Raw genomic sequence first — 23,260 nt, forward strand, 5'->3', positions numbered from 1 at the left:
ACGTAGTGGTGGAAGGGGGAGGCCGCCGCAGGCGGCCGGGGCTGTAAAAAAATGTTCAATCATTTCTTCACAGCCTCAATAAAATTTTTGAAATTCCGCTTTGCGGCCATATAAAAAAGCGCCCCCGAAAGGGCGCTTTCCATCACATGAGTCCGCGGATCAGGATGACCAGGATGAGGACGGGGAGTATGAACTGGAAGTAGGGTTTCAGCCAGCGGGGCATTTTCATGCCGCTGCCTTTGTTCACTTCTTCAATGTAATTGTCAAAGCCCCAGCCGAAGCGGGTGACGCAGAAAAGGAGGTACACCAGGGCACCGCCGGGGAGGAGGAGGTTGCTTACCAGGAAGTCTTCGCTGTCCAGTACGTCCCTGGCTCCGATGAAGTTCACGCCGGAGAGGACGTTGTAGCCCAGTACGCAGGGGATGGAGAAGAAGAATACGATGGCAAGGTTCACCAGCACCGATTTCTTCCTTGTCCAGCCGAAGTTGTCCATGGCGCAGGCGATGAGGTTTTCAAATACCGCGGTAACGGTGGAGAAGCTGGCGAAGGTCATGAAGACGAAGAAGAGGGTGCCCCAGAGCCTGCCTGCGGTCATGTCGGTAAAGATTTTCGGCAGGGTAATGAAAATCAGGGAGGGGCCCTGGTCGGGATGGACGTTGTAGGCAAAGCAGGCGGGGAAGATGATGAGGCCCGACAGGAGTGCCACGAAGGTGTCCAGAGCAGTAATGCGCACCGCTTCGCCGGTTAAGGTGAAATCGTCGGTCATGTAGCTGCCGAAAATTTCAAGGGCGCCGATGCCCAGGGACAGAGTGAAGAAGGCCTGGTTCATGGCAGCGGCTGCCACGTTGCCAAGGCCCGCTTCCACCGCCCGGTCCCAGTCGGGAAGGAGGTAGAAGGCAAGGCCCGGTTCGCCTCCCTCAAGGAAGAGGCTGTGAAGGGCCAGCACCACGATGAGGATAAGGAGGCAGGACATCATGACCTTGGTAATCCGTTCCACCCCGTTATGAAGGCCAAGACCGCAGACCAGGAATCCCAGGAACACGGTGAGGGCCATGAAAATTCCCATTTCCCAGGGACTTCCCAGCATGGCGGTAAAGACTTTCGGTATGGCGTCCTGTGAAATCCCACTGAAAGTGCCGGTGAGGAATTTCCAGAAATAGGCCAGCATCCAGCCGGATACGGTGGTGTAGTACATCATGAGCAGGTAACAGCCCAGTACGCAGAACCAGCCGTGGACATGCCAGAAGCTCCCCGGCTTTTCCAGTGCCCTGTAGGCACCGACGGCGCTCTTCCTGCCGCCCCGGCCTACGGCCAGCTCCATGGTCATAACGGGAATTCCCATGAGAAGGAGGAAGCAGAGATAAAAAAGAACAAATACGGCGCCGCCGTATTCGCCGGTAATATAGGGGAATTTCCATACGTTCCCTATGCCGATGGCGCAGCCTGCACTGACCAGCAGGAAGCCCAGGCGGGATTTGAAACTGTCGCGATTTTCCATGTAACCTCTCCTTTATATTATGTATAGAAGGTATTATACATCTATTGGACGCGGGGCGCCAGTTGGGACACGCCTTTTGGGCGTGAGGGTTGACGGGGCCTTCGGCCCCGAAGGTTCTTAAGATTCTAAAGTTTGACGGCCCTATGGGCCGAAGGTGGTGGTATCGCCTGTGGACACGCCCTTCAGGCGTGAGGGTTCAGAGGGTTCAAAAGGTTCAAAGGGGTGCGCCCTTTGGGCGCGAAGGGGCGCCGCCTGTCGGCGGCAGGTTGTGTAAAAGGGTTGTGAAGGAAAGGGTTCTTAAGATGGACCGGCCCTGTGGGCCAGAAGGTTCTTAAGTTTGACGGGCCTTTGGCCCGAGGGTTGTGGTATCGCCCTGCCGGGCGATGAGTATAAAGTCAGCGTTACGTTCTTAACCTCCTGCCGGGCAAGTCATTCTAGGCGAAAAATCTCTGTGCATGGACACGCCCTTTGGACGTGAGGGTTCAAAGGGTTCAGAGGGGAAGGTGGACGCCCGCTCCGCGGGCGAGGATTCTTAAGGTTCTCAGGTTTGATGGGCCCTGCGGGGCTGAGGGGTGTGGATTGCCCCACAGGGGAAACGACTCACTGGATTTTCAGTCGTCTGACGACTCCCTACAAATCCAGTTCGCTGTGCACCGCTGACGCGGCAATGATTATATAGCCCGCCTTTCGGCGGTGTCCATACCAATGTAGAGTATCAACGTGCCTTGCAGCCTCGCCCCCCCTTCGTCACTTCGTGGCCCTTTTCTCCACAGGAAAGGTAGTGGCGCCAGCCACCAAATGAGCCTGCTGCCGACAGGCAGCCTATATACTTATCGCCGTCAGGCGATACCACAACCCTCAGACGCGAAGCGTCTGTCAAACGTAAGAACCCTCTGGCCCACCGGGCCAGTCAATCTTGAGAACCTTTTACATACTTCCCTCTGAACCAGCCCGCTCTGTGGGCAGAACCCATCGGTCAGTGCATAGCACATGACCGATAGAACCCGGGCGCCGAAGGCGCCTGAACCTTCTTGCATTTGGGAACACCGTAAGAACGACCTTATATCTCTACTCCCTTAAAATACTTCTCCACAAATGGCACGCGGGAGAGTTTGATGGTCTTTCCGGAGAGGTAGGAAAGGATGCCCCCCTCTTCTCCGAAATCGAAGGTGGTCTTATAGGAAGAGAGAAGCTGCCTTCTTTCGCCTTTTTCCCGGTTCCATTCCTTGGATCCGTATTTATCGTCTCCCAGAAGGGGATGGCCGGCGTGGGCCATCTGGCAGCGGATCTGGTGGGTGCGGCCGGTGAGGAGGCGGCATTCCACCAGGGAGAGGCCGTCTCTTGAAGCAATGACCCGGTAATCGGTGATGGCGGTTTTGGAGCCCTTCACGGTATGGTCCGCCACGTAGACCCGGTTCTTTTTCGCGTCTTTGAAGAGCTGGTCTTCCAGCCGCCCCTTTTCCGGCATCACCCTGCCCTTCACCACGCAGAGATAGGATTTCCTGATTTTTCTTTCTTTAATCATGCGGTCAAGGATTTCCCCGGCCCTTCCGTTTTTCGCGAGAAGAAGGATGCCGCTGGTATTGAAATCAATGCGGTGCACCGGATAGGCGGGCTTTTCCCCTCTTTCCGCAAGGAGGCCGTTCACCCGGTCCAGCATGGTGTCTTCTGTCTTTTCCGTCACGTCCAGGGAAAGGAGGCCTGCAGGCTTATTCACAGCCAGCAGGTTCTCATCCTCATAAAGGATATCCACAGGCCGGCTTTTTTTGATTTCCAGCACAAAGGAACGGACTGCATCCCCTTCCGCAAGGCGGTAGGAGGGCTCCATCTTCTTTCCATTTACCTTGATTTTCTTCGTCCGCAGGGCCTTCATGAAAAAAGAACGGCTCCAGCCCTTTCTTTCCATAAGGAAAGCATCCAGCCGCCGTCCTTCTTCCTTCCTGCCAATGGTCCACTCTTCCATGGTTCCTCCTGTCACCGCCCCTGGGGGAAGTTCTGCCTTTTGCCGTTTCTTTCCCGAATCCCCCGCTCCGTAAGTTCCCGGATGGCACGATATACCACCTTGTCATGCTCGCCGGCAATATCGAAGGCGCCGCACATGGCCTGGGACAGGGATGTCATGGTCGGTCTGTAGGCCTCCCTGTCTATAATAATTTCTATCCTTCCATGGTCATGTTCAATGACCTGGATCAAAGCTTCTTTCTGTTCTTCCATAGATTCTCCTTTGTGATGGATTCACCGGGTCATGGAAGCATCGATTTCCTGTCGTCTCTGTAGGAGTCGGCAAGGGCCGCCAGAAAAGCGTCCACATCTTCCACATGGTCTTCCGGAATGCCATGGAGCGAAGCCAGCGCCGCCGCCAAAAGGATGCGGGTTTCCTTCCTGCTGCCGTCGGAATGAAGGGTAAGCCCCTCTTCCCCCATGGTGATAGTTATGGAAATACGATTCGCCTGTGCCATGTGTTCCTCCCGGTGAAATCATTCTGTCATTTCCCTCTATGCTACACGAAAGAGAAAGGAAAGGCAATAGGTGGAGGCCTTTGGGCCCCACCGGGTTCAAAGGGTTCAGAGGGGAAGGTGAACGCCCGCTCCGCGGGCGAGGGTTCTTAAGGTTCTCAGGTTTGATGGGCCCTGCGGGCCCAAGGGGGGTGGTATCGCCCTGCCGGGCGATGAGTATAAAGTCAGCGTTACGGGCCTTCCCGCCGGACGCAGTCATTCTGAGCCGCAGGCGAAGAATCTTGATACCAGGCACATTGGAGGCATCCGGTGGTAAATACCAGTCGGCGGGAAACACTTCTGGTGTATGCCGCAAGTGACTCCAACTAGCTCACTAGTACACCAGCTCACTAGCTCACTAAATAATACCAGTCGGCGGGAAGGGTTCAGAGAGTTCAGAGGGGCGCGCCCTTTGGGCGCGAAGGGGCGCCGCCTGTCGTCGGCAGGTTGTGTAGAAGGGTTATGAAGGAAAGGGTTCTTAAGATGGACCGGCCTATCGTCCGGAGGGTTCTTAGGTTTGACAGCCCCCTGCGGGGCTGAGGGTTGTGGATTGCCGCTGACGCGGCAATGATTATAAAGTCAGCGTTACGTTCTTACTCTCCTGCCGGGCAAGTCATTCTAAGGAAGCACTTTCCATTTGCCGCCCCACCGAACTGCGCGGGGGAAGATGGTGCCGCAGGCACCAAAGGAGAAATAGCCGCAGTGAGATTAAAATTGACCTTGACCACCGCCGACAGCCCGCAGCGCCCTACCAGCTCACCAGCTCACCAGCTCACCAGCTCACTAGATCACTAGCTCACTAATAATTTTCGCATATGTTACATGCTATAGTCCTATTTTTATTATACCCTTAGTCCGTCTATACTACATAGAGGAAGGATTTCTTCCTCTTGTCGCCGGTGAAGTGCAGAATATAGACGGTAAGATGCAAAATATAATCTTTAGGTTATCATAGATATTTTTTATTAGCCCTGTTATATGCATTTCTTTTATAATAAAATCAAATCATGGCATAGCGTTTTTGGGCAGCTCGGGAGGTTTGCTATGACGAATGCAGAGTACATGGAATACGAAGGGTATGGTTTGATCGAGGCGGCTCTTTATTCCTATACCGCCTCTGCCGATGGCTCCGATTTGTTTTCCCTGGCGGAGAGCCGCCCCGGTGCCGGGCCTTCGGAAGGGTTCCTCTGGGACTACATTCTCTTCCGCCTTTACCTGGCAGAGAAGCATATTCTCCGTTTCCCCAGCGGCTTCGGCTGCATGTCTTCCATGGCCGAAGGTCTTCGGGAGGGGCTGTCCCATCTGTCCCTCACCCTGTCCACACTTTCCACCTTAAAAAGTTTGAACGGCTCTTTCCTTGTGGCAGGCAGCGGACGTCTGCCGGATGAAGCCCATGTGGAAAGACGTTTTTCCGATTTCCGCCGTATGGAGGAAGAATCGAGCCATTCCATAGAAAAAATGATTGCCGCCATTGCCTCCCTTTCGGGAGAAAAGGTGGACGGACCTATGATTTCCCTGCTTTCTGAGGAAACAAGGGCCTTCCTTTCCCTGGTTTCCGGAAAGCTGTCCTCCCTCACCCCCTGTCATATTTACCGGCGCGCCAGAAGCTTTACCCCCTCTCTTCCCTCCCTGTCGGAAGAGGCGGCGGTGGACCCCTCCTTTCTGGCCTTCCTCACAGGACTGGCAGTAAGCTGTCTGGTCATGCTTTTGTAAATTTCCTGGAGAGACTGTTCAAAAGGGGAAAGCAAGAGTACAATGAAAACATAGCAGAAGATAAGAAGCATGGATCCATAAGGGAATCCGTGCTTCTCTTATGGAAGGAGGCCTTCTGATGGATATGGTGGATTATCTGGAAAATATGGGTATCACCGTGTGTCAGCGGGCCTTCTTTTCATATATGTCCAAGCCCCAGGGAAGCTACGGTCTTCACATGATTTTCCGCCTGTTTCTGAAAAAGAAACGGATCGTCATGCTGGAGCGGGACCGGGCAAACTGGTGCCGTTTCCTTTCGGACTACGTGGTATTCCGCCTCTACATCGCCCGTTTCGTGCTGAAGGATTTTGCCCGGGACTATCCGCCCCTTTTAAGCATGTACGACGGTTTTGAAAAGGTGGAAAAGGATTTCCCCGATTTTCTCACAAAGGAAGCGGATCCCGGCCGTGGCGTAGGGGACATATCCCTTCTTCCGGACAATCTGCCCTATCTTTATTCCGAAGAAAAAATCAAAGCCTGTCATGAGTTCTTTGACCACATGGCCGCCAAGGCGGAGCGGAAACTGGATGACAGCGACGCCGTCCTGAAAAGCCTCATCACCGAAGGCCTCTCCTACCTCTGCGACAAGGACAAAGTGCCCCTCTACACCCCGGTTTTCTGGTTCTTCTCCAAGGAAACCCTATCCTATGCCCAGTATCTGTCGGAGCTCTACAAAGGCCTCATACCGGAAAGCCACTATGAAAATCTGCAGGCCCGCCCCTATAAAGAGGTGGAGCGGGAAGAGGATACCTTCTATACGGACTACCGCCTGCCGGCATACATCCTCTTCTTCCTGGCAGGACTTATATGCCTGGTGCTGGCCAAGGCATGAAGGGGGGCTGCGCCTATTGGGTGCGAAGGGGCACGGCTCCGCCGTGGGTTGTGGCCTGCTGGCGCAGGCAGGTTGTGTAGAAGGGTTGTGGAAGAAAAGGGTTCTTAAGATGGACCGGCCTACGGCCGGAAGGTTCTTAGGTTTGACAGCGTCCTTTGGACGCTGAGGGTTGTGGATTGCCGCTTCGCGGCAATGAGTTTATAATGCCGCCTGCCGGCGGCAAAACCGTAAAACCCTCGGGGCGAAAGCCCCGTCAATCCATTGAACCTTTCTCTTCCCTCTGAACCAGCCCGCTCTGTAGGCGGAACCTGGGCAGTCAAGGGCGGCAGCCCGATGACTGCTTGAACCCGGACGCCGGCAGGCGCCTGAACCTTCTTGCATGGGGGAATACAGCCCGCTCTCCATTTTGACACTAAAAAAACGCTCCTTTCGGAGCGTTTTTTTTGATTGGTATCAGAATACATCCTTCAGAACGATGGTCTGTTCACGGCTGGGGCCTACGGATACAATGCCGATGGGCACGCCGATGAGTTTGGAAATGCCGTCCAGGTATTCTTTGCAGAGTGCCGGGAGTTCGTCGTAATTGCGGATGTCGGAAATCTTCTGTTTCCAGCCCTTGAATGTTTTGTATACAGGGGTGATGTTTTCCAGGAATTTCAGGTCTGCCGGATATTCTTCCACTTCTTTGCCTTCGTATTCATAGCCGGTGCAGACTTTGATTTCTTCCATGTCGTCCAGGATATCCAGGCGGGTAATGGCCAGGTAGTCAAAGGAGTTCAGGGCAGCAGCGTAGCGGACAGCCCTTGCATCCAGCCAGCCTACGCGGCGGGGACGGCCGGTAACGGTGCCGAATTCATGGGCCGTATTTCTGATGTAGTCGCCGGTTTCATCCAGGAGTTCCGTGGGGAAGGGGCCCTGGCCTACGCGGGTGCTGTACGCCTTCACTACGCCGAAGATGTTCTGCATCATATGGGGTCCGATGCCGGCGCCGATGCAGGCACCGCCGGCGGTAGGATGGGAAGAGGTAACGAAGGGGTAGGTGCCGTTGTCGCAGTCCAGCATGGAAGCCTGGGCGCCTTCGAAGAGCACGTTCTTGCCTTCTTTTACCAGGGTCTGCACGGTGTAGTTCGTATCTTTTACATAGGGACGGAGTTTTTCCGCATAGCCCAGGTAGTCGTCCAGCATGGTTTCATAATCAAAGCCTTCCATGCCGTACAGTTTTTCCAGAAGCATATTCTTCTGGGCTACATTGTATTTCAGCTTTTCTGCAAAGGTTTCCTTGTCCATGAGGTCGCACATGCGGATGCCGATACGGTTGATCTTATCTGCATAGCAGGGTCCGATGCCGTTCTTGGTAGTACCGATCTTGCGGCTGCCCTTCCTTGCTTCTTCCGCTTCATCCAGGCGGATATGGTAGGGGAAAACCACCTGGGCACGGGTGGAAATCTGCAGGTGACGGGCGTCGATTCCCTGGTCTTCCAGCCGTTTCATTTCTTCCAGAAGGCTCTTGGGGTCTACTACCACGCCGGTGCCGATAATGCAGATGGTGCCGGGGTACATAATGCCGCTGGGCATAAGGCGGAGCGGATATGCCTTGCCGCCGGTAACTACCGTGTGGCCTGCGTTGTTCCCGCCCTGGGAACGGACTACCACATCTGCCTTCGCGGCCAGATAATCAACGATCTTGCCTTTGCCTTCGTCGCCCCACTGGGCACCGATTACCATTGCTGTTGCCATTATTCATTCTTCCTTCCTGAATCGGAATTCCCATGCCGGAGGATGGGAAAATTTACCATGTACGCTTTTTCTCGCACAATCACGATTATATTATACCATCTGAAGGGAAATGGGGCAAAGATATGGGCCGCATGGACACGCCCTTTGGGCGTGAAGGTTCAAAAGGTTCAGATGGTTCAAAGGGTTCAGGGGGGAAGGTTCTTAAGTTTGACGGGCCTTTGGCCCGAAGGTTCTTAGGTTTGACAGCCCCTGCGGGGCTGAGGGTTGTGGATTGCAGCTGAAGCGGCAATGATTATAAAGTCAGCGTTACGTTCTTAACCTCCTGCCAGGCAAGTCATTCTGGGCAAAAGCAAAGAATCCCGGTGCATGACACTAGTGTCTCATCTGTAAGTAAATACCAGTCGGCAGAAAGGGTTCAGCGGGGTGCGGCTTCCCTGCAGGTTGTGAAGAAGGGTTGTGGAAAAAGGTTCTTAAGTTTGACCGGCCCAATGGGCCGGAGGGTTCTTAGGTTTGACGGCCCTTTGGGCCGAGGGTTGTGGTATCGCCCTACGGGCGATGAGTATATATGCCGCTTTGCGGCAATTTATATTGGCGCCCACAGGCGCCGTACCTCCCCAGCGGCAGCGAGGCTTTATAACTACCCTGGGCGGAGCCCTCAAACAGTCCGGGAGGCGTCAGCCGGTCCCGGACAGAACCCTTGGCACCCAGGGGCGTCAGCCCCGGAGGCACCATCAACCCTCGCACCCGAAGGGTGCGTCAACCTTCGGGAATACAGTAAAGCGCCGCTAGTGACACAAAAAGGGGCTGTGAAAAAATGTTCAATCATTTCTTCACAGCCCCTCTTTTTTATTCCGCTACAACCGATACGTGGACGGTGCTGGTCACCTGCTGGTGTACCCATACTTCCACATCGTATTCGCCAAGGTTCTTGATGGGGCTCTTGAGACGGATGTTTTTCTTTTCCAGTTTGAATTTATACTGCTTTTCCAAAGCTTCGCTGATGTCCTTGCCGGTGACGGAGCCGAAGATTCTTCCGTCTTCGCCGCACTGGACTTTGATGACAACCTTTACTTTTTTGAGCTGGGCTGCCATGATGACCGCCTCGTCAGCAGCCACCTTGTCCTTGAAGACCTTGGATTCCTGGCGCTGGGCTGCGGTGTTCAGGTTGGCTTTGGTGCCTTCCACGCCCAGGCCTTTGCGGATGAGCACGTTGCGGCCGTAGCCGTCGGAGACTTCTACTACATCTCCCTTTTTACCCATTTTCTTTACATCCTGTAAGAGTACGACTTTCATTCTTTTTCCTCCTTTATTTGTTTGCGGACCTGTGAAATAATCACTTTCTCCGCATTTTCTCTATTTCCTTCTTTCCCCAGCTGGGCACCGGCAACGGTCAGGTGGCCGCCTCCGCCCAGGGCTTCCATGACTACCTGCACATTGACAGAGCCATCGGAACGGGCGGAAAGACAGAGTCCTTTATCGGTATAGTAAAACAGGAAGCTGGCCCGGATTTCCTTGATAGTAACAAGGTAGTCCGCCACCTGGCCTGCCAGAATCTGGGATTCCTCCGCATCCTCGGGACAGGCGGCAATGGCAATGGAGCCGTCTATGAGTTTCATGCCTGCCAGGATTTCCGCCTTGCTTCGGATACTGCTGATATCCTCTTCAAAGAGGCGGTGCACCAGTTTCGTATCGGCGCCGCAGCGGCGCAGGAAGCTGGCTGCATCGAAGGTGCGGACGCTGGTCTGGACGGCGAAGTTCTTCGTGTCCACCACAATGCCTGCATAGAGGCAGGATGCTTCCAGTTCGTTCATTTCCTCGTCGCCGCCGTAGTACTGCACCAGTTCACTCACCAGCTCGGAAGCAGAGGAAGCGGATGGTTCCATATAGGTGAGAAGGGTGGAAGTAATCATGGAGCTGGCTCTCCGGTGATGATCGATGACCACTTTCTTCTTTGCTTTCCTCAGCACTTCCGGCGCCGCCACCAGTTCCGGTATATGGGTATCCACCACCACCACCACCGTCTTGTCGGTAACCAGGCCCTTAGCCTGGCTCTCATCAATGAGGAGGCCCTCTGCCACACCGCTTCCTTCAATGGCTTCCACCATCTTGCGGCAGGTGTCCCTTTCTTTCGAAAGAACAATATGTGTTTCCTTATGGGACGAACGGGCCAGATGGGAGACGCCTACCGCCGCCCCCAGGGCATCGAAATCCTCGTGGGCATGGCCCATGACCAGTACCACATCGGCGCCGTCGATGATTTCCTTCAGCGCCTGGGCCACCACCCTCACCCTGACGCGGGTGGAGCTGACAGCCGTAGGCGACTTGCCGCCGAAAGCCTTCACGTCCTTGCCCACCCGCACAATGGCCTGGTCGCCGCCCCGGCCCAGGGCCAGGTCCAGGGATACCTGGGCTTCCTCAAACTGTCTTGCAAAGCTGTCCTCGCTCTGCACGATGCCGATGGAGAGAGTGACGGGAATGCGGTTTACCGTGTGGATTTCCCGTACCCTGTCCAGAATATCAAAATTATCCTCCATCATGTCCGACAGTGCCTTCTGGGATATGCAGGTGACGAAATCGGTGGTGGAGTACTGCTTGATAAATCCGTCCCGGCTGGAGAAATAGGACAGCACCCTTTCCGTCACGTCGGAAAGGAGGGCCGATTTTTCCATATCCGTCATGTCGGCGGTCACCTCGGACACATTGTCGATGCGGATGATGCCGAATACCGGCCGTGCCTCGGTGCATTCCTTCACCGCCACTTCCACATCCGTGCGGTCCATGAAATAAAAGACCATGAAGGGGGACTGGGTGCCGCCGCCGATATCCACGTCGATGAACTTATGAAATACCCGGAAATAGGTGCCGCCGGCATGACAGTCAAACCAGCCGGTTTTGCCCCAGATTTTGGAAATCTTCTGTCCGGAAATGAGATTCTGGAAACGGACGCCCTCCTGGGCATCCTTCCCTATCCAGTTCCGAAACACATTATTGGCCCAGACCAGTTCCTTCTTCTCGTCCATCATGGCAATGCCTACGGGAAGATTCTTCACGGCATACACCGTTCCCGCCGACACGCCGGCAGACAGATCGTCCAGATACCGGGAAAGCTTCTTCTCCTGATAGAAATCGCAGCGCTTGATATAGACAATGCAGCCTGCCACAATGATGAAAAGAAGAAGTCCCAGCTGCCAGTTCTGGGTCGCCAGCATGACCACCGCCACAAGCAGCAGTGCTATCATAATGCGGGATGTCTTCTTGTACACCCAAATATCGCTCAGCATTTTCTTTAACCTCGATTTCAAAACCGATAATTTTCCACCGGCATAAGCCAGTCTACCCTAATCCTACTCGAAATCAGGAACGAATGCAAATTTATGATGGGCCACGAAGTGGCCCGGGGTCAGAGGGTTCAAAAGGTTCAAAGGGTTCAGAGGGGAAGGTTCTTAAGTTTGACGGGCCTATGGCCCGAGGGTTCTTAGGTTTGACAGCCCCTGCGGGGCTGAGGGTTATGGATTGCCCTGCGGGCAATGAGTTTTGAATGCCGCCGAAGGCGGCAATAAAATGGCGCCGAAGGCGCCTGCCTCGCCAGCGCAGCGATACTATATAACTCCCCTGGGCGAAGCCCTCAAACTGCCTGTAAGGCGAAGCCGATCACAGGCAGAACCCTTGGCGCCCAGGGGCGCCAGCCCCGGAGGCGCCATCAACCCTCAGCCGCGCAGCGGCTGTCAACCTTCGGGAATACAACCAAGCGTCACTACTGCCTCTACTGGTAATTCCTATTCTTCCTGTAATTCACCGCCATATCCGCAATGCCCAGGAATACGACAAACATCTGGATGGCGCCGATGAAGGCGGAAAGAATCATAATGAAAAGGCGCAGCGGCTTCATGAAGGGATAGCGGTGAGGCAGCCACCACACCACCGACAGGCCCTGGAGCCAGAAAATGGAAACGCAGAGGGTGCCCAGGTTGTAGGCCACATAGGATACCTGTTCCTGGTCCTTGAAGAAATACTGCCCTGCCAGCACCAGAAGATAGAGGGCCAGGGTGCCCTTGGGAAATTCCCACCGCTCAAAGGGCGGCAGGTGAGGAATGTCGGTAATGCCCATTTTTTTAAATACATGGGAGCCCAGGGTCATGGAAGCCCAGGAATAGAAAACGGAAACCGCCACCAGAGTATAGGGCACCGATTTCTCCATGGCATCCATAAGGAAATCCACCTTTTCCTTTGCCTGGTCCAAGGCTTCGCCGCTGTAGAAGGAAGGCAGCGTTTCCAGCATGCTCTCCTTCACCTGGGCCAGTCCTTCCCCGCCAAACATGAGGCTGGGAAGGCCCAGGAGATAGAGAGTGGCTATGCCCTCTGCCACCAGGGCTGCCGCTACCACCGCCGCTCCGGCCAGCAGTGTTTTCGCCGCCGACACCTTATACCGGTAGCAGATTCCCATGGTTACGCCCAGAAGTCCGAAGATGGCACACACAAAGGCGGCGGACACCACACCGAAGAAGGTGGAATCCAGCACCAGCACACCGGTGGTCACCACGATGGACCATTTCACCCCTTCCTTCATGCCCAGATAGGCAATGGGAAGAGGAATCAGAAGAAATACCACCGTGGAAAGAAGGGGCATGTAAAACCCCAGAAGGGAAAGCACTACCACCAGCGCCGTGCACATGCCCGCCAGCACGATGGCATGATTTTCTCCGGAAATACGATCGTTCATAAAAAGCTCCTTGTTCTATACCATATAATGTAGATATATTATTGTACCATATCCACGTGGTTTGTGCAGAATGAGGCCGCTTCGCGGCCCGGATTCAGAGTGGAAGGTTGACGGCCGCTTTGCGGCCGAAGGGGCACGGCTTCGCCGCAGGTTGTGTAGAAGGGTTGTGGATGGAAAGGGTTCTCAAGATGGACCGGCCCTGTGGGCCGGAAGGTTCTTAAGTTTAACAGCCGCTTCGCGGCTGAGGGTTGTGGATTGCCCTGCGGGCAATGAATATAAAGTCAGCGTTACGGGATTTACCTTCCCGCCTCCCACCGAGATCCTTCACTTCGTTCAGGATGACGGTGGAAAGCGGGAAGTCTGAAGTCTGATGTCTGACGTCTGATAGTCTGACGTCTTCCCGCCGACCGGTTTAATGCCATTTGCCTCAAATATTGCGCCTGCCGAGATCCATCGCTGTCGCCCAGGATGACTGTGTCCGGCGGGAAGCTGACAGCTGACAGCTGATAGCCGACAGCCGATAGCCGACCGCCTCCATAAAATATTTCCCACCACCCCTTCCCCCTTGTGTTATAATATGAAAAGCGACTATGGAACGGCTTTTTTAATTTCATTTTTTATATATGTAATGCTTTTCAGCAGCTTAACAATTGAATAGGAGGATTTTAATCTTGGCAAAAGCTAGATTACAAATTATTCCCCTGGGAGGACTGGGGGAAATCGGGAAGAACATGACTGTTTTCCGTTACGGCGACGAAATTATCGTAATTGATGCAGGCATGGCCTTCCCGGAAGAAGATATGCTGGGGATTGATATTGTCATCCCCGATTTCAGTTATTTAATCGAGAACAGGGATAAGATCAAAGCCATTCTGATTACCCATGGTCACGAAGATCACATTGGCTCCCTTTCTTATCTGCTGCGGGACGTTTCCGCGCCGGTCTATGCTACCCGCCTGACCTGCGGCCTCATCGAAGGCAAGCTCAAGGAAGCCCATATTTCCAATTATGATTTACATGTCGTGAAATCAGGAGATGAATTCAAAGCCGGTTCATTTAAATTCGGATTCTTCCATGTCTGCCATTCCATTCCTGATTCCTGCGGCATTTATCTCCGTACCCCCATCGGCACCATCGTCCACACCGGCGATTTCAAATTCGACCATTCCCCGGTGGACGGCGAACAGACCGATATGTACAAGCTGGCCGAACTGGGCCACCGGGGCGTGCTGGTGCTCTGCGCCGACTCCACCAATGCCCAGAATCCCGGCTACACTCCGTCGGAAGCGGTGGTTACCCGCTCCCTCATGGAAGCCTACGGCGAAGCAAGGGGCCGCATTATCCTGGCCACCTTCGCATCCAACGTGTCCCGTATCCAGATGGCCGTGGATGCTGCCGTTCATTACAAACGCAAGGTCTGCGTATTCGGCCGCTCTATGGTAAACGTAGTGAATATCGCCCTGGAAATGGGCTACCTCACCGCACCGGAAGGCACCTTCATCGAACCGGAGGAAATCAACCGGTACAGAGACGACCGCCTCTGCATCCTCACCACCGGCAGCCAGGGCGAACCTATGGCAGGCCTCTCCCGCATGGCCGACGGCAGCCACCGCCAGGTCACCATCCATGCCGGCGATACGGTCATTATTTCCGCCTCCCCTATTCCCGGCAACGAAACAAGCGTAGGCCGCACCATCGACAGCCTCATGAAACTGGGCGCCCATGTAGTGACCAGCTCTACCACCCGGGTGCACGTATCCGGCCACGGCTCCCAGGAAGACCTGAAAACCATGCTCTCCCTGGTGCACCCGAAATTCTTCATCCCCGTTCACGGCGAATACCGCATGCTCTGCAGCCATGCAGAACTGGCTGAAAGTCTGGGCGTGAAGAAACAGAACATCCTCATCGGTGAAAACGGCTCCGTCTTCGAATTCACCAACCGCAGCGCCAAAATCAACGGCAAAGTACAGGCAGGCCCTGTCTTCGTTGACGGCCTGGGCGTAGGGGATGTAGGAAATATCGTCATCCGCGACCGCCAGCAGCTGGCACAGGACGGCGTGGTCATCGTAGTCATCGCCCTGGAAAAGGGCAGCAACCAGGTTCTGGCAGGCCCGGACATCGTTTCCCGCGGCTTCGTCTATGTAAGAGACAGCGAAGCCCTCCTCACGGAAGCCAGAGACCGCATCGAATCCGTACTGGACCGCTGCGAAGCAGGCAACGTGACCGAATGGAACGCCATCAAGACCCAGATCCGTGACACCCTGGGCAAGTACTTCTACGACCGCACCAAACGGCGCCCCATGATTCTTCCCATTATCCAGGAAGTGAAATAAATCCTCTTCCCCGCCCTGCCATGGACGGGGATTTTTGTTGAAAATCGGTTTCCTGCCGGTATGCTCCGCAATGGTGCCATGCCGCCCCGTCATTTCGAGCGGAGCGAAGCGGAGTCGAGAAATCTCCCGTCGAACAATTTCCTGCCGCCATGAACCACACCTATGCCATGCCGAACAGGAAACCTTTCGCAAACAGTTTCCTGTCGCGATGAGCCGCAATGGAGCCATGTCGCCCCGTCATTTCGAGCGGAGCGAAGCGGAGTCGAGAAATCTCCCGCCAAATAGTTTCCTATTGAGATGAGCTGCAATAGTGCCATACCGAACAGGAAACCTTTTCCCACCAAGGAGCCCTGCCATGATTACCATTTTCCCTACCTTCTTCCCTTCCTTTGCTTGTAAGGCGGACAAATGCCGCCACACCTGCTGCCAGAAATGGGAAATCGATATTGATGAAGACACTGCCCGCAAATACAGACATACCCCCGGTCCTCTGGGCGATGAACTCCGTGCATGGATGACCACCGGCGACGAAGGCAGCGCCTGCTTCCGGCTGAACGATCAGGGATACTGCCATTTTCTGAATGAAAAAGGGCTCTGCCGGCTCATTCTGGAAATGGGACCTTCCAGTCTCTGCCAGATTTGCCGGGACCATCCCCGGTTCTACAAATTTACCTATGACAGCCAAAGGGAGGAAGACGTAACCCTTGCCGGTACAGGGCTGGCCTGCGAAGAAACGGTGGAGCAGCTTCTGGCAGAAGAAGGAGAAATGGTCTTTGCGGTAAAAGGAGAAAAAGGACTCCTTTCCTTTGAAGACCTGCTGAGCCGACTCTCCCTCACCCTGCCCCGCCGCCTTCTTTATGTCCATCCTTCTTTTTCAAAAGACCAGGTGCACCAGGTGCTGCAGCTTTTGGAGGAGACAAATCCCATTGACCGGGAGTGGACAGAATCCCTGTCCTTCATGGAAGACCATGAAGAAGAACTCAGCCGGAAAGCAGAACGTCTCGCAGAAAACCTGCCGCCCCATTTCCTTACCAATCTGTACCGGTACATTTTCTACCGCCAGCTGGATGAATGCGAAGCCTACGACATAGAAGATGCCGCCTGCTACAGCAGCGAAAGCGTGACTTTCATCCTTCTGGAATATGCCAGAACAGGGAACCTCATCCGCTCCGTCACCCGATGGTCTGAGCAGGTGGAATATGATACGGAAAATGTGTACATCCTCCTGGACAGCATGTGGACACACCTTCGGTGTGAGGGTTGACGGGCCTCCGGCCCGAGGGTTGTGGCCGCCTGTCGGCGGCGGGTTATGTTCGCTTCGCTCAGGGGGCGACGGCCCTTCGGGCCGAGGGTGATGGTGGCGCCCTGAGGGCGCAGATTATAAAAAAAGGGGGGGCGCGGCTGACGCCGCGGGTTGTGTAGAAGGGTTGTGTTCGCTTTCGCTCAGGGGGCAACAGCGGCTCCGCCGCTGAGGGTGGTGGATTGCCCTTCGGGCAATGCTTATGAAGTCAGCGTTACGGGATTTACTTTCAGTGTCATATGACATGATAAGTCTGGTGATTAGCCGCTGCGCGGCTCCCCCTTATCCGGCTGCGCCGGACTTCCACCTAAAGGTGAAACGACTCACTATGATTTGTGCGTCGCTGGCGCTCCTTCAAATCATGTTCGCTGTGCATCGCTTCGCTCAGGGGGCAGAGGGAAAGGTTCTTAAGATGGACCGGCCTTTGGCGGCCGGAGGGTTCTTAAGTTTGACGGGCCTTTGGCCCGAGGGTTGTGGTGGCGGCTTCGCCGCAGATTTAAAAAAAGGATAGAAAAAAGACTGTGAAAAATGATTTACATGTTTCACAGTCTTTTTTGCTGCCTTTTTCAAGTCAAGCGGATTCTATTATTCTCCCATTTCCTGGAGTACATGGGCGCAGCGGGCGCAGACATGGGGATGAGCGGCATCGCTTCCTACATCGGGGGTCCGTTTCCAGCAGCGTTCGCATTTTTCCAGATTGCATACGGCTACGGAGCACTTGACGGTGCCTTCTTCGTTGGAAGCGGCGCCTTCCGGTGCTTTTTCTGTACCTTCTTCGATCTTTGCCTGGGATACGAGGCAGAAGTCGGCCAGTTCTTTTTCCATGTCTTTCAGCACCTGGAATTCATCGCCGTCGGCGTAGACGGTGACTTCGGCGTCCAGCGGATGGCCGATGGTCTTGGCCTGTCTGGCTTCTTCCAGGGCCTTGGTGACGACACTTCTCACTGCCAGCCGTTTCTTCCATTTTTCATCCAGTGCTTTGTCCAGGTACTTTTCGTTTACCTTGGGCATGTCGGCCATGTGGACGGACCATTCTCTTTCTTCCTTGTTCGGAAGGGCCTGCCATACTTCTTCTGAAGTGAAGCAGAGTACCGGAGCCACCAGGCGGACCAGGGTGGTGAGGATTTCGTACATGGCGGTCTGGGCGCTTCTTCTGAGCTTGCCGTCTGCCTTTTCGGTGTAGAGACGGTCCTTCAGGATGTCCAGATAAATGGAGGAAAGGTCCACGGTGCAGAAGTTGTGGACTGCATGGTACATGACATGGAACTGGTAGTCGTCATAGGCTTTGAGGACTGTTTCCTTTACCTGTTCCATGCGGAGCAGTGCCCAGCGGTCCAATTCTTCCATGTCTTCATAGGCTACGCTGTCTTTCTTCGGGTCGAAGTCGGAGAGGTTGCCCAGAAGGTAACGGAAAGTGTTTCTGATTTTTCTGTACACGTCGCTCATGGACTTGATGATTTTATCGGAGAGGCGTACGTCGCCCTGGTAGTCTACGGAGGAAATCCAGAGACGCATGACGTCGGCGCCGTATTTGTTGATGACATCCTGGGGAGCCACTACGTTGCCTACGGATTTACTCATCTTGCGGCCTTCGCCGTCCATGGTGAAGCCGTGGGTGAGGACTGCCTTGTAGGGAGCGTGGCCATTGACGGCTACGGAGCAGAGGAGGGAGGAGTGGAACCAGCCGCGGTGCTGGTCGGAGCCTTCCAGATAGAGGTCGCAGGGGTATTTCACGCCTTCCCATTCCTTGTGGGGATAGCGGAGGACGCCGTTCCAGGTGGAGCCGGAGTCGAACCATACGTCCATAATGTCCTTTTCCTTATGGAAATGGGTGCCGCCGCAGTGGGGGCATTTGAAGCCTTCCGGCAGCAGCTCTTCGGCGCTGTGGGCCCACCATGCGTCGGTGCCTTCTTTTTCTACGATTTCTTCTACCTTCTTCATGGTTTCGGGAGTGATGACCCATTTGCCGCAGTCATCGCAGTAGAAGGCAGGAATGGGCACGCCCCAGGAGCGCTGGCGGGAAATACACCAGTCCTGGCGGTCGCGAATCATGTTGTACAGACGGTCATGGCCCCAGGAAGGAATGAAACGGGTGTCGTCCACTGCCTTCAGTGCCTTGTCCCGGAAATCATTGATGGAAGCAAACCACTGCTCCGTGGCTCTGTAAATGATGGGGTTCTTGCAGCGCCAGCAGTGAGCGTACTGATGGTGGATGGATTTCTTGCCAAGCAGCATGCCTGCATGGGCCAGGGCGGAAATGACAGGTCCTTCTGCTTCCCAGATGGTCTTGCCTTCCAGGCCCAGACCTGCTTCTGCAGTCATATGGCCTTTTTCATCCACCGGGCAGATGATGGGCAGATCCAGTTTGCCCTTATTTCTGTAGTCCTGGCAGACTTCAAAGTCGTCCACGCCGTGTCCCGGAGCGGTATGAACGCAGCCGGTGCCGGCATCCAGGGTGACATGGTTGCCTTCCAGCACATAAGCCAGACGATCCAGCAGAGGATGATGGAAGGTGGCCAGTTCCCATTCAGCACCGGTCATTTCACGGCCTACGAATTCATAATCTTCTACCTTGCATTCTTCCAGGGACTTGGGAGCCAGTTCCTTGTTCATGAGGTAGTATTCATCGGCTGCCTTGTTGTGAACCCATACATAGGTGAACTTCGGGTTCACGCAGATGGCTTCATTGGCCGGAATGGTCCAGGGAGTGGTGGTCCAGATGACGGCGAAGAGTTTTTCCTTCGGCACTCCTTCCGGAGCCAGGCCCTTCACGTCCACTGCCGGGAATTTCACGTAAATGGAAGGAGACTTTCTGTCCTTGTATTCGATTTCTGCTTCAGCCAGAGCGGTTTCGCAGTGAGGGCACCAGTACACAGCCTTCTTACCTTTGTAAATGTAGCCCTTGTTGGCCATTTCACCGAAAACTTCCAGTTCCTTGGCTTCCAGATGGGGATCAAAGGTCACATAGGGATGGGCGAAATCGCCGACTACGCCCATGCGGATGAAATCGGCTTTCTGGATTTCAATCCATTTCTTTGCGTAGGCCAGGCATTTTCTCCGAAGTTCCAGGGGCGTCATGTTGGCCCGGTCTTCGCCGGAATCCTTCAGTACCGCATATTCGATAGGAAGGCCGTGGGTATCCCAGCCGGGGATATAGTTGGCTTCATAGCCTGCCATATGCTTGTAACGGACAATGATATCCTTCAGGGTCTTATTCAGTGCATGGCCGATATGAATCTTGCCGTTGGCATAGGGAGGTCCATCGTGGAGAACGAAAGTGGGTGCGCCGTCCTTTCTTCTCTTTTCCAGGCGGGCATGATACAGGTCATGTTCCCTCCAGAATTCCACAAAGCCCGGTTCCTTCTTAGGAAGATTTCCGCGCATAGGGAAATCTGTCTCAGGCAGATGTAAAGTCTTGCTGTAATCCATTTCAATTCCTCCTAAGGAAATCAGAGATTTCCAAAATAAAAAATTCCCGCCCGCAAGGGGCGAGAATCAATTTCCCGTGGTACCACCCTCATGACCTTCCGGCCACTTGGTACAGTTAACGATGTCCCGTCAGGGCTTTTCTTCCCTGAAGCTCCGAAGTGATCCTCCCGCACACTGAACGCTTCCTCTCACCAAACGGAAGCTCTCTTTGGAATCAGCCCATGCGAAACGTCTTCATCTACGCCTGTCAGTATTTTTATATTGTACTTTTTAAAACGCTGTAAGTCAAGGGGATTTGAAAAAAGGGGCTGCGCCCTTTGGGCGTGAGGGTTCAAGGGGGAAGTTTGACGGGCCTATGGCCCGAGGGTTGTGGTGGCGGCTGCGCCGCAAGTTTTAAATGGGCCGCCTTGCGAACCTGGTTCAAAGGGTTCATTTGGTCGTGAGGGTTCAGAGGGTTCAAAAGATTCAGAGGGTGGCCCTCTGAACCGGCCCGCTCTGTGGGCGGAATCTGAGAAGCCCAGGGCCGACAGGCCCGGTGGCGGCTTGAACCCGGGCGCCTCAAGGCGCCTGAACCCTTTTGCAGTCGGGAATACAGTCAAGTAGCGCCAGTGACTCAGTCGCCCTCCTCTTCGTCCTGGTTGATGACCCGGTTCTTTGTGTTCATGAAATTCGGCGCCACCAGCACCACCAGTACCAGGGCCATGAGGCCGTAGATGCCCACAGTCCCCAGGAAACGGTAGGCCAGGGAGAGGGCCATGCCCACCACATTGAAGTCAAAGTCGCCGAAGGTTGTATTTTTGAAGCCCAGTCCTTCAAATACGGGAATGAGAAGGGCAGCGGCAAAGGTAATGAGGAGGCCGTTGGTGAAGGCGCCCAGGGCGGCACCCCTGCGGCCGCCGGTGGCATTTCCGAAAATACCGGCAGCGGCGCCGCAGAAGAAGTGGGCCACCAGTCCCGGGACGATGAGGACGCCGCCGGCGAAGCCCAGAATGAGCATGCCAAGCACGCCGCCAATGAAGGAGGACACGAAGCCCAGCACCACCGCCGTAGGCGCATAGTTGAAAAAAGCCACGCAGTCCACCGCCGGAATCGCGTTGGGGATGACCTTTTCGGAAACGCCCTTGAAAGCAGGGATGAGATCCCCCAGCATCATATTAATGCCGGCGCTCACCACAGCCACGCCCACCGCAAATTCAAGGCCCGCCATAATGGCGAAGATGACGGGAGACATGCCGTGGGAAATGGTGGATACATAGTCAGAGCCGGCGGCAAAGGCAGCCAGCAGGAAGAAAACGATCATGGTGAGGGCGGTGGACACGGTGGTATCCTTCAGGAAAGCCCATTTCTCCGGAATTTCCATAGTTTCGATATTATCCTCCGCCCTGCCGGTCTTGGACCCAACCCAGGCGGAAATATAGTAAGCCAGACTGCCGAAATGGCCAAGGGCGATGTGGTCGCCGTGAGTGACGCGGTTCGTATATTTCTGTCCGATGGCCGGGGAAATAGAACTCCAGGCCCCCAGGAGGAAGCCCCCTGCCAGCACCAGCTCCACACCGGAGAGGCCGATGGTGCCCAGTACAGCGGAAAGGAGACAGGCCATGAAGAAACTGTGGTGCACCGTAAGGAACACATACTTGAACTTCGTAAGCCGGGCAATGACCAGGTTCATCATGAGCCCCGCCACCAGGATAAACATGGTTTCCGTGCCCAGAAGACGGGAAGCGGAAGCCACGATGGCCTCATTACTGGGCACCACGCCGGTAATGTGGAAGCCCTCATGAATCATCTGTCCCAGAGGCTCCAGATTGGCCACGATGATATTAGCCCCTGCCATCATCATGATATAGCCCAGAATAGGACGAAGCGTCCCTGTCAGCACCTTATGAAAAGGCTTCCTAAGCGCCATGAGGCCGATAAAAGAAAAGAGCCCCACAATCAGCGCCGGCTGCTTCACCACATCCATCAAAATGTCCAATAAACCCATGCTTCTCCTGCTTTCCTTTCCCTATGTATGGTAAATAAATAAAACAAATCTGATTTTACGCTTTTCCATCATGGCAGTCAAGGGAAAGGGGCGCGGCTTTGCCGCAGGCTGCGTAGAAGGGTTGTGAAGGAAAGAGTTGGGAAAAAAGGGTTCAGAAGGGAAGGTTCTTAAGTTTGACCGGCCTGTCGGCCGGAAGGTTCTCAGGTTTGACAGCCCCTGCGGGGCTGAGGATTGTGGATTGCCCTTCGGGCAATGCGTATATAGCCGCCTGTCGGCGGAAATGCCCAGCGCCCATAGTCCCACCGCTTTAGCGGGGGAAAGGTGGTGGCGCCAGCCACCAAAGGGGGATCCGCCGTAGTAGTAAAATGCACTTATGACCCATCTTCTCCCTGTACCATCCTGCTGAATTGGCCACTATCGTGGCCACCCCCTATCCCGCTTCGCGGGACTTCCCCCTATTCAGGGGGCAGAATACCCCCTCTCTATGCTTTCTCTCTCATCACATGAGCACCATGCCCAGCACCCATAGTGCCCCCTCGAAGAGGGGGAAAGGTGGTGCCGTCAGGCACCAAAGGGGGAACCGCCGGAATACCAATCACTGCCAATGACTCTTCATTTTTCCCGCCACAATCCCTTGTTGCCCCTTGAGGGGCCATAGGGTGTACGGGGTGGAGCATAGAGATAATACTCCACGATTATCCTGACCGCCAATCGGCGGCCTGCTTTGCCTGTCATTTCTCCTATAACCATCCTGCTGAATTGGCCACTATCGTGGCCACCCCCTATCCCGCTTCGCGGGACTTCCCCCTATTCAGGGGGCAGAATACCCCCTCTCTATGCTTTCTCTCTCATCACATGAGCACCATGCCCAGCACCCATAGTGCCCCCTCGAAGAGGGGGAAAGGTGGTGCCGTCAGGCACCAAAGGGGGAACCGCCGGAATACCAATCACTGCCAATGACTCTTCATTTTTCCCGCCACAATCCCTTGTTGCCCCTTGAGGGGCCATAGGGTGTACGGGGTGGAGCATAGAGATAATACTCCACGATTATCCTGACCGCCAATCGGCGGCCTGCTTTGCCTGTCATTTCTCCTATAACCATCCTGCTGAATTGGCCACTATCGCGGCCAATCGAGTAGAGATTATTCATCCCTCTCACACCACCGTACGTACCGTTCGG

Annotated in this window: 14 protein-coding genes and 1 pseudogene; 4 read left to right on the top strand and 11 right to left on the bottom strand. The window is 54.7% G+C overall.

What is annotated here, in order from left to right; genetic code table 11:
* Positions 1 to 142: 142 nt before the first annotated feature.
* The 4 genes from Q0482_RS00990 to Q0482_RS01005 form a co-directional block, all read right to left on the bottom strand.
* Positions 143 to 1,498: a sodium-dependent transporter gene (locus Q0482_RS00990; RefSeq protein WP_299142288.1), complete on the bottom strand. Its 1,356-nt coding sequence runs from the start codon at positions 1,496 to 1,498 to the stop codon at positions 143 to 145.
* Between the two features lie 1,060 nt (positions 1,499 to 2,558).
* Entirely contained in the window at positions 2,559 to 3,461 is a 903-nt protein-coding gene (locus tag Q0482_RS00995; protein ID WP_299142292.1) for an RluA family pseudouridine synthase, read from the bottom strand.
* Between the two features lie 11 nt (positions 3,462 to 3,472).
* A complete protein-coding gene (locus Q0482_RS01000) occupies positions 3,473 to 3,712 on the bottom strand; it encodes a hypothetical protein (protein WP_299142294.1) in 240 nt (79 codons plus the stop codon).
* A 29-nt stretch (positions 3,713 to 3,741) separates the two neighbouring features.
* Positions 3,742 to 3,957: a hypothetical protein gene (locus tag Q0482_RS01005; protein WP_299142296.1), complete on the bottom strand. Its 216-nt coding sequence runs from the start codon at positions 3,955 to 3,957 to the stop codon at positions 3,742 to 3,744.
* A gap of 1,080 nt (positions 3,958 to 5,037) precedes the next feature.
* On the opposite strand from Q0482_RS01005, the gene Q0482_RS01010 reads away from it, so the two are divergent.
* Positions 5,038 to 5,706: a hypothetical protein gene (locus Q0482_RS01010; RefSeq protein ID WP_299142298.1), complete on the top strand. Its 669-nt coding sequence runs from the start codon at positions 5,038 to 5,040 to the stop codon at positions 5,704 to 5,706.
* Between the two features lie 118 nt (positions 5,707 to 5,824).
* The gene (locus Q0482_RS01015) at positions 5,825 to 6,577 is read left to right on the top strand and encodes a hypothetical protein (RefSeq protein WP_299142299.1); all 753 of its coding nucleotides are present in this window, start codon (positions 5,825 to 5,827) and stop codon (positions 6,575 to 6,577) included.
* A 453-nt stretch (positions 6,578 to 7,030) separates the two neighbouring features.
* Here the strand turns inward: Q0482_RS01015 and Q0482_RS01020 are convergent, their stop codons facing one another.
* The 4 genes from Q0482_RS01020 to Q0482_RS01035 form a co-directional block, all read right to left on the bottom strand.
* Positions 7,031 to 8,314, bottom strand: coding sequence for an adenylosuccinate synthase (locus tag Q0482_RS01020; RefSeq protein WP_296981708.1), 1,284 nt, complete (start codon positions 8,312 to 8,314; stop codon positions 7,031 to 7,033).
* Positions 8,315 to 9,160: 846 nt separating this feature from the next.
* Positions 9,161 to 9,607, bottom strand: coding sequence for a 50S ribosomal protein L9 (rplI, locus tag Q0482_RS01025; RefSeq protein ID WP_299142302.1), 447 nt, complete (start codon positions 9,605 to 9,607; stop codon positions 9,161 to 9,163).
* The gene (locus Q0482_RS01030; RefSeq protein WP_299142304.1) at positions 9,604 to 11,595 is read right to left on the bottom strand and encodes a DHH family phosphoesterase; all 1,992 of its coding nucleotides are present in this window, start codon (positions 11,593 to 11,595) and stop codon (positions 9,604 to 9,606) included. Before Q0482_RS01030 ends, rplI begins: the two co-directional genes overlap by 4 nt.
* 482 nt (positions 11,596 to 12,077) lie before the next feature.
* Positions 12,078 to 13,034 carry a DUF2232 domain-containing protein gene (locus Q0482_RS01035; RefSeq protein WP_299142307.1) on the bottom strand — a complete coding sequence of 319 codons (957 nt, stop codon included), beginning with the start codon at positions 13,032 to 13,034 and terminating at the stop codon, positions 12,078 to 12,080.
* Positions 13,035 to 13,702: 668 nt separating this feature from the next.
* Here Q0482_RS01035 and Q0482_RS01040 point away from each other — a divergent pair.
* Both Q0482_RS01040 and fliB read left to right on the top strand, forming a co-directional pair.
* Positions 13,703 to 15,367, top strand: coding sequence for a ribonuclease J (locus Q0482_RS01040; RefSeq protein WP_299142316.1), 1,665 nt, complete (start codon positions 13,703 to 13,705; stop codon positions 15,365 to 15,367).
* A 355-nt stretch (positions 15,368 to 15,722) separates the two neighbouring features.
* Positions 15,723 to 16,631, top strand: a complete 909-nt coding sequence (gene fliB, locus Q0482_RS01045) for a flagellin lysine-N-methylase (protein WP_299142309.1) — start codon at positions 15,723 to 15,725, stop codon at positions 16,629 to 16,631.
* A 621-nt stretch (positions 16,632 to 17,252) separates the two neighbouring features.
* Here the strand turns inward: fliB and ileS are convergent.
* From ileS to Q0482_RS01060, 3 genes and pseudogenes are all read right to left on the bottom strand, one after another.
* Positions 17,253 to 20,096, bottom strand: coding sequence for an isoleucine--tRNA ligase (ileS, locus tag Q0482_RS01050; protein ID WP_299142312.1), 2,844 nt, complete (start codon positions 20,094 to 20,096; stop codon positions 17,253 to 17,255).
* Positions 20,097 to 20,709: 613 nt separating this feature from the next.
* On the bottom strand, positions 20,710 to 22,080 hold the full coding sequence (locus tag Q0482_RS01055; protein WP_299142314.1) for a PTS ascorbate transporter subunit IIC: 1,371 nt from the start codon (positions 22,078 to 22,080) through the stop codon (positions 20,710 to 20,712).
* A gap of 964 nt (positions 22,081 to 23,044) precedes the next feature.
* A pseudogene (locus Q0482_RS01060) lies at positions 23,045 to 23,260 on the bottom strand (hypothetical protein); the annotation flags it as partial.

Origin of the sequence: uncultured Dialister sp., from assembly GCF_937959425.1 — a bacterium.
Classification (GTDB): domain Bacteria; phylum Bacillota; class Negativicutes; order Veillonellales; family Dialisteraceae; genus Dialister.

Bases quoted from the DNA above. Each gene is read 5' to 3' on its own strand.
- Q0482_RS00990 (WP_299142288.1), bottom strand. From the start codon at position 1,498: ATGGAAAATCGCGACAGTTTCAAATCCCGCCTGGGCTTCCTGCTGGTC.
- Q0482_RS00995 (WP_299142292.1), bottom strand. From the start codon at position 3,461: ATGGAAGAGTGGACCATTGGCAGGAAGGAAGAAGGACGGCGGCTGGAT.
- Q0482_RS01000 (WP_299142294.1), bottom strand. From the start codon at position 3,712: ATGGAAGAACAGAAAGAAGCTTTGATCCAGGTCATTGAACATGACCAT.
- Q0482_RS01005 (WP_299142296.1), bottom strand. From the start codon at position 3,957: ATGGCACAGGCGAATCGTATTTCCATAACTATCACCATGGGGGAAGAG.
- Q0482_RS01010 (WP_299142298.1), top strand. From the start codon at position 5,038: ATGACGAATGCAGAGTACATGGAATACGAAGGGTATGGTTTGATCGAG.
- Q0482_RS01015 (WP_299142299.1), top strand. From the start codon at position 5,825: ATGGATATGGTGGATTATCTGGAAAATATGGGTATCACCGTGTGTCAG.
- Q0482_RS01020 (WP_296981708.1), bottom strand. From the start codon at position 8,314: ATGGCAACAGCAATGGTAATCGGTGCCCAGTGGGGCGACGAAGGCAAA.
- rplI (WP_299142302.1), bottom strand. From the start codon at position 9,607: ATGAAAGTCGTACTCTTACAGGATGTAAAGAAAATGGGTAAAAAGGGA.
- Q0482_RS01030 (WP_299142304.1), bottom strand. From the start codon at position 11,595: ATGCTGAGCGATATTTGGGTGTACAAGAAGACATCCCGCATTATGATA.
- Q0482_RS01035 (WP_299142307.1), bottom strand. From the start codon at position 13,034: ATGAACGATCGTATTTCCGGAGAAAATCATGCCATCGTGCTGGCGGGC.
- fliB (WP_299142309.1), top strand. From the start codon at position 15,723: ATGATTACCATTTTCCCTACCTTCTTCCCTTCCTTTGCTTGTAAGGCG.
- ileS (WP_299142312.1), bottom strand. From the start codon at position 20,096: ATGGATTACAGCAAGACTTTACATCTGCCTGAGACAGATTTCCCTATG.
- Q0482_RS01055 (WP_299142314.1), bottom strand. From the start codon at position 22,080: ATGGGTTTATTGGACATTTTGATGGATGTGGTGAAGCAGCCGGCGCTG.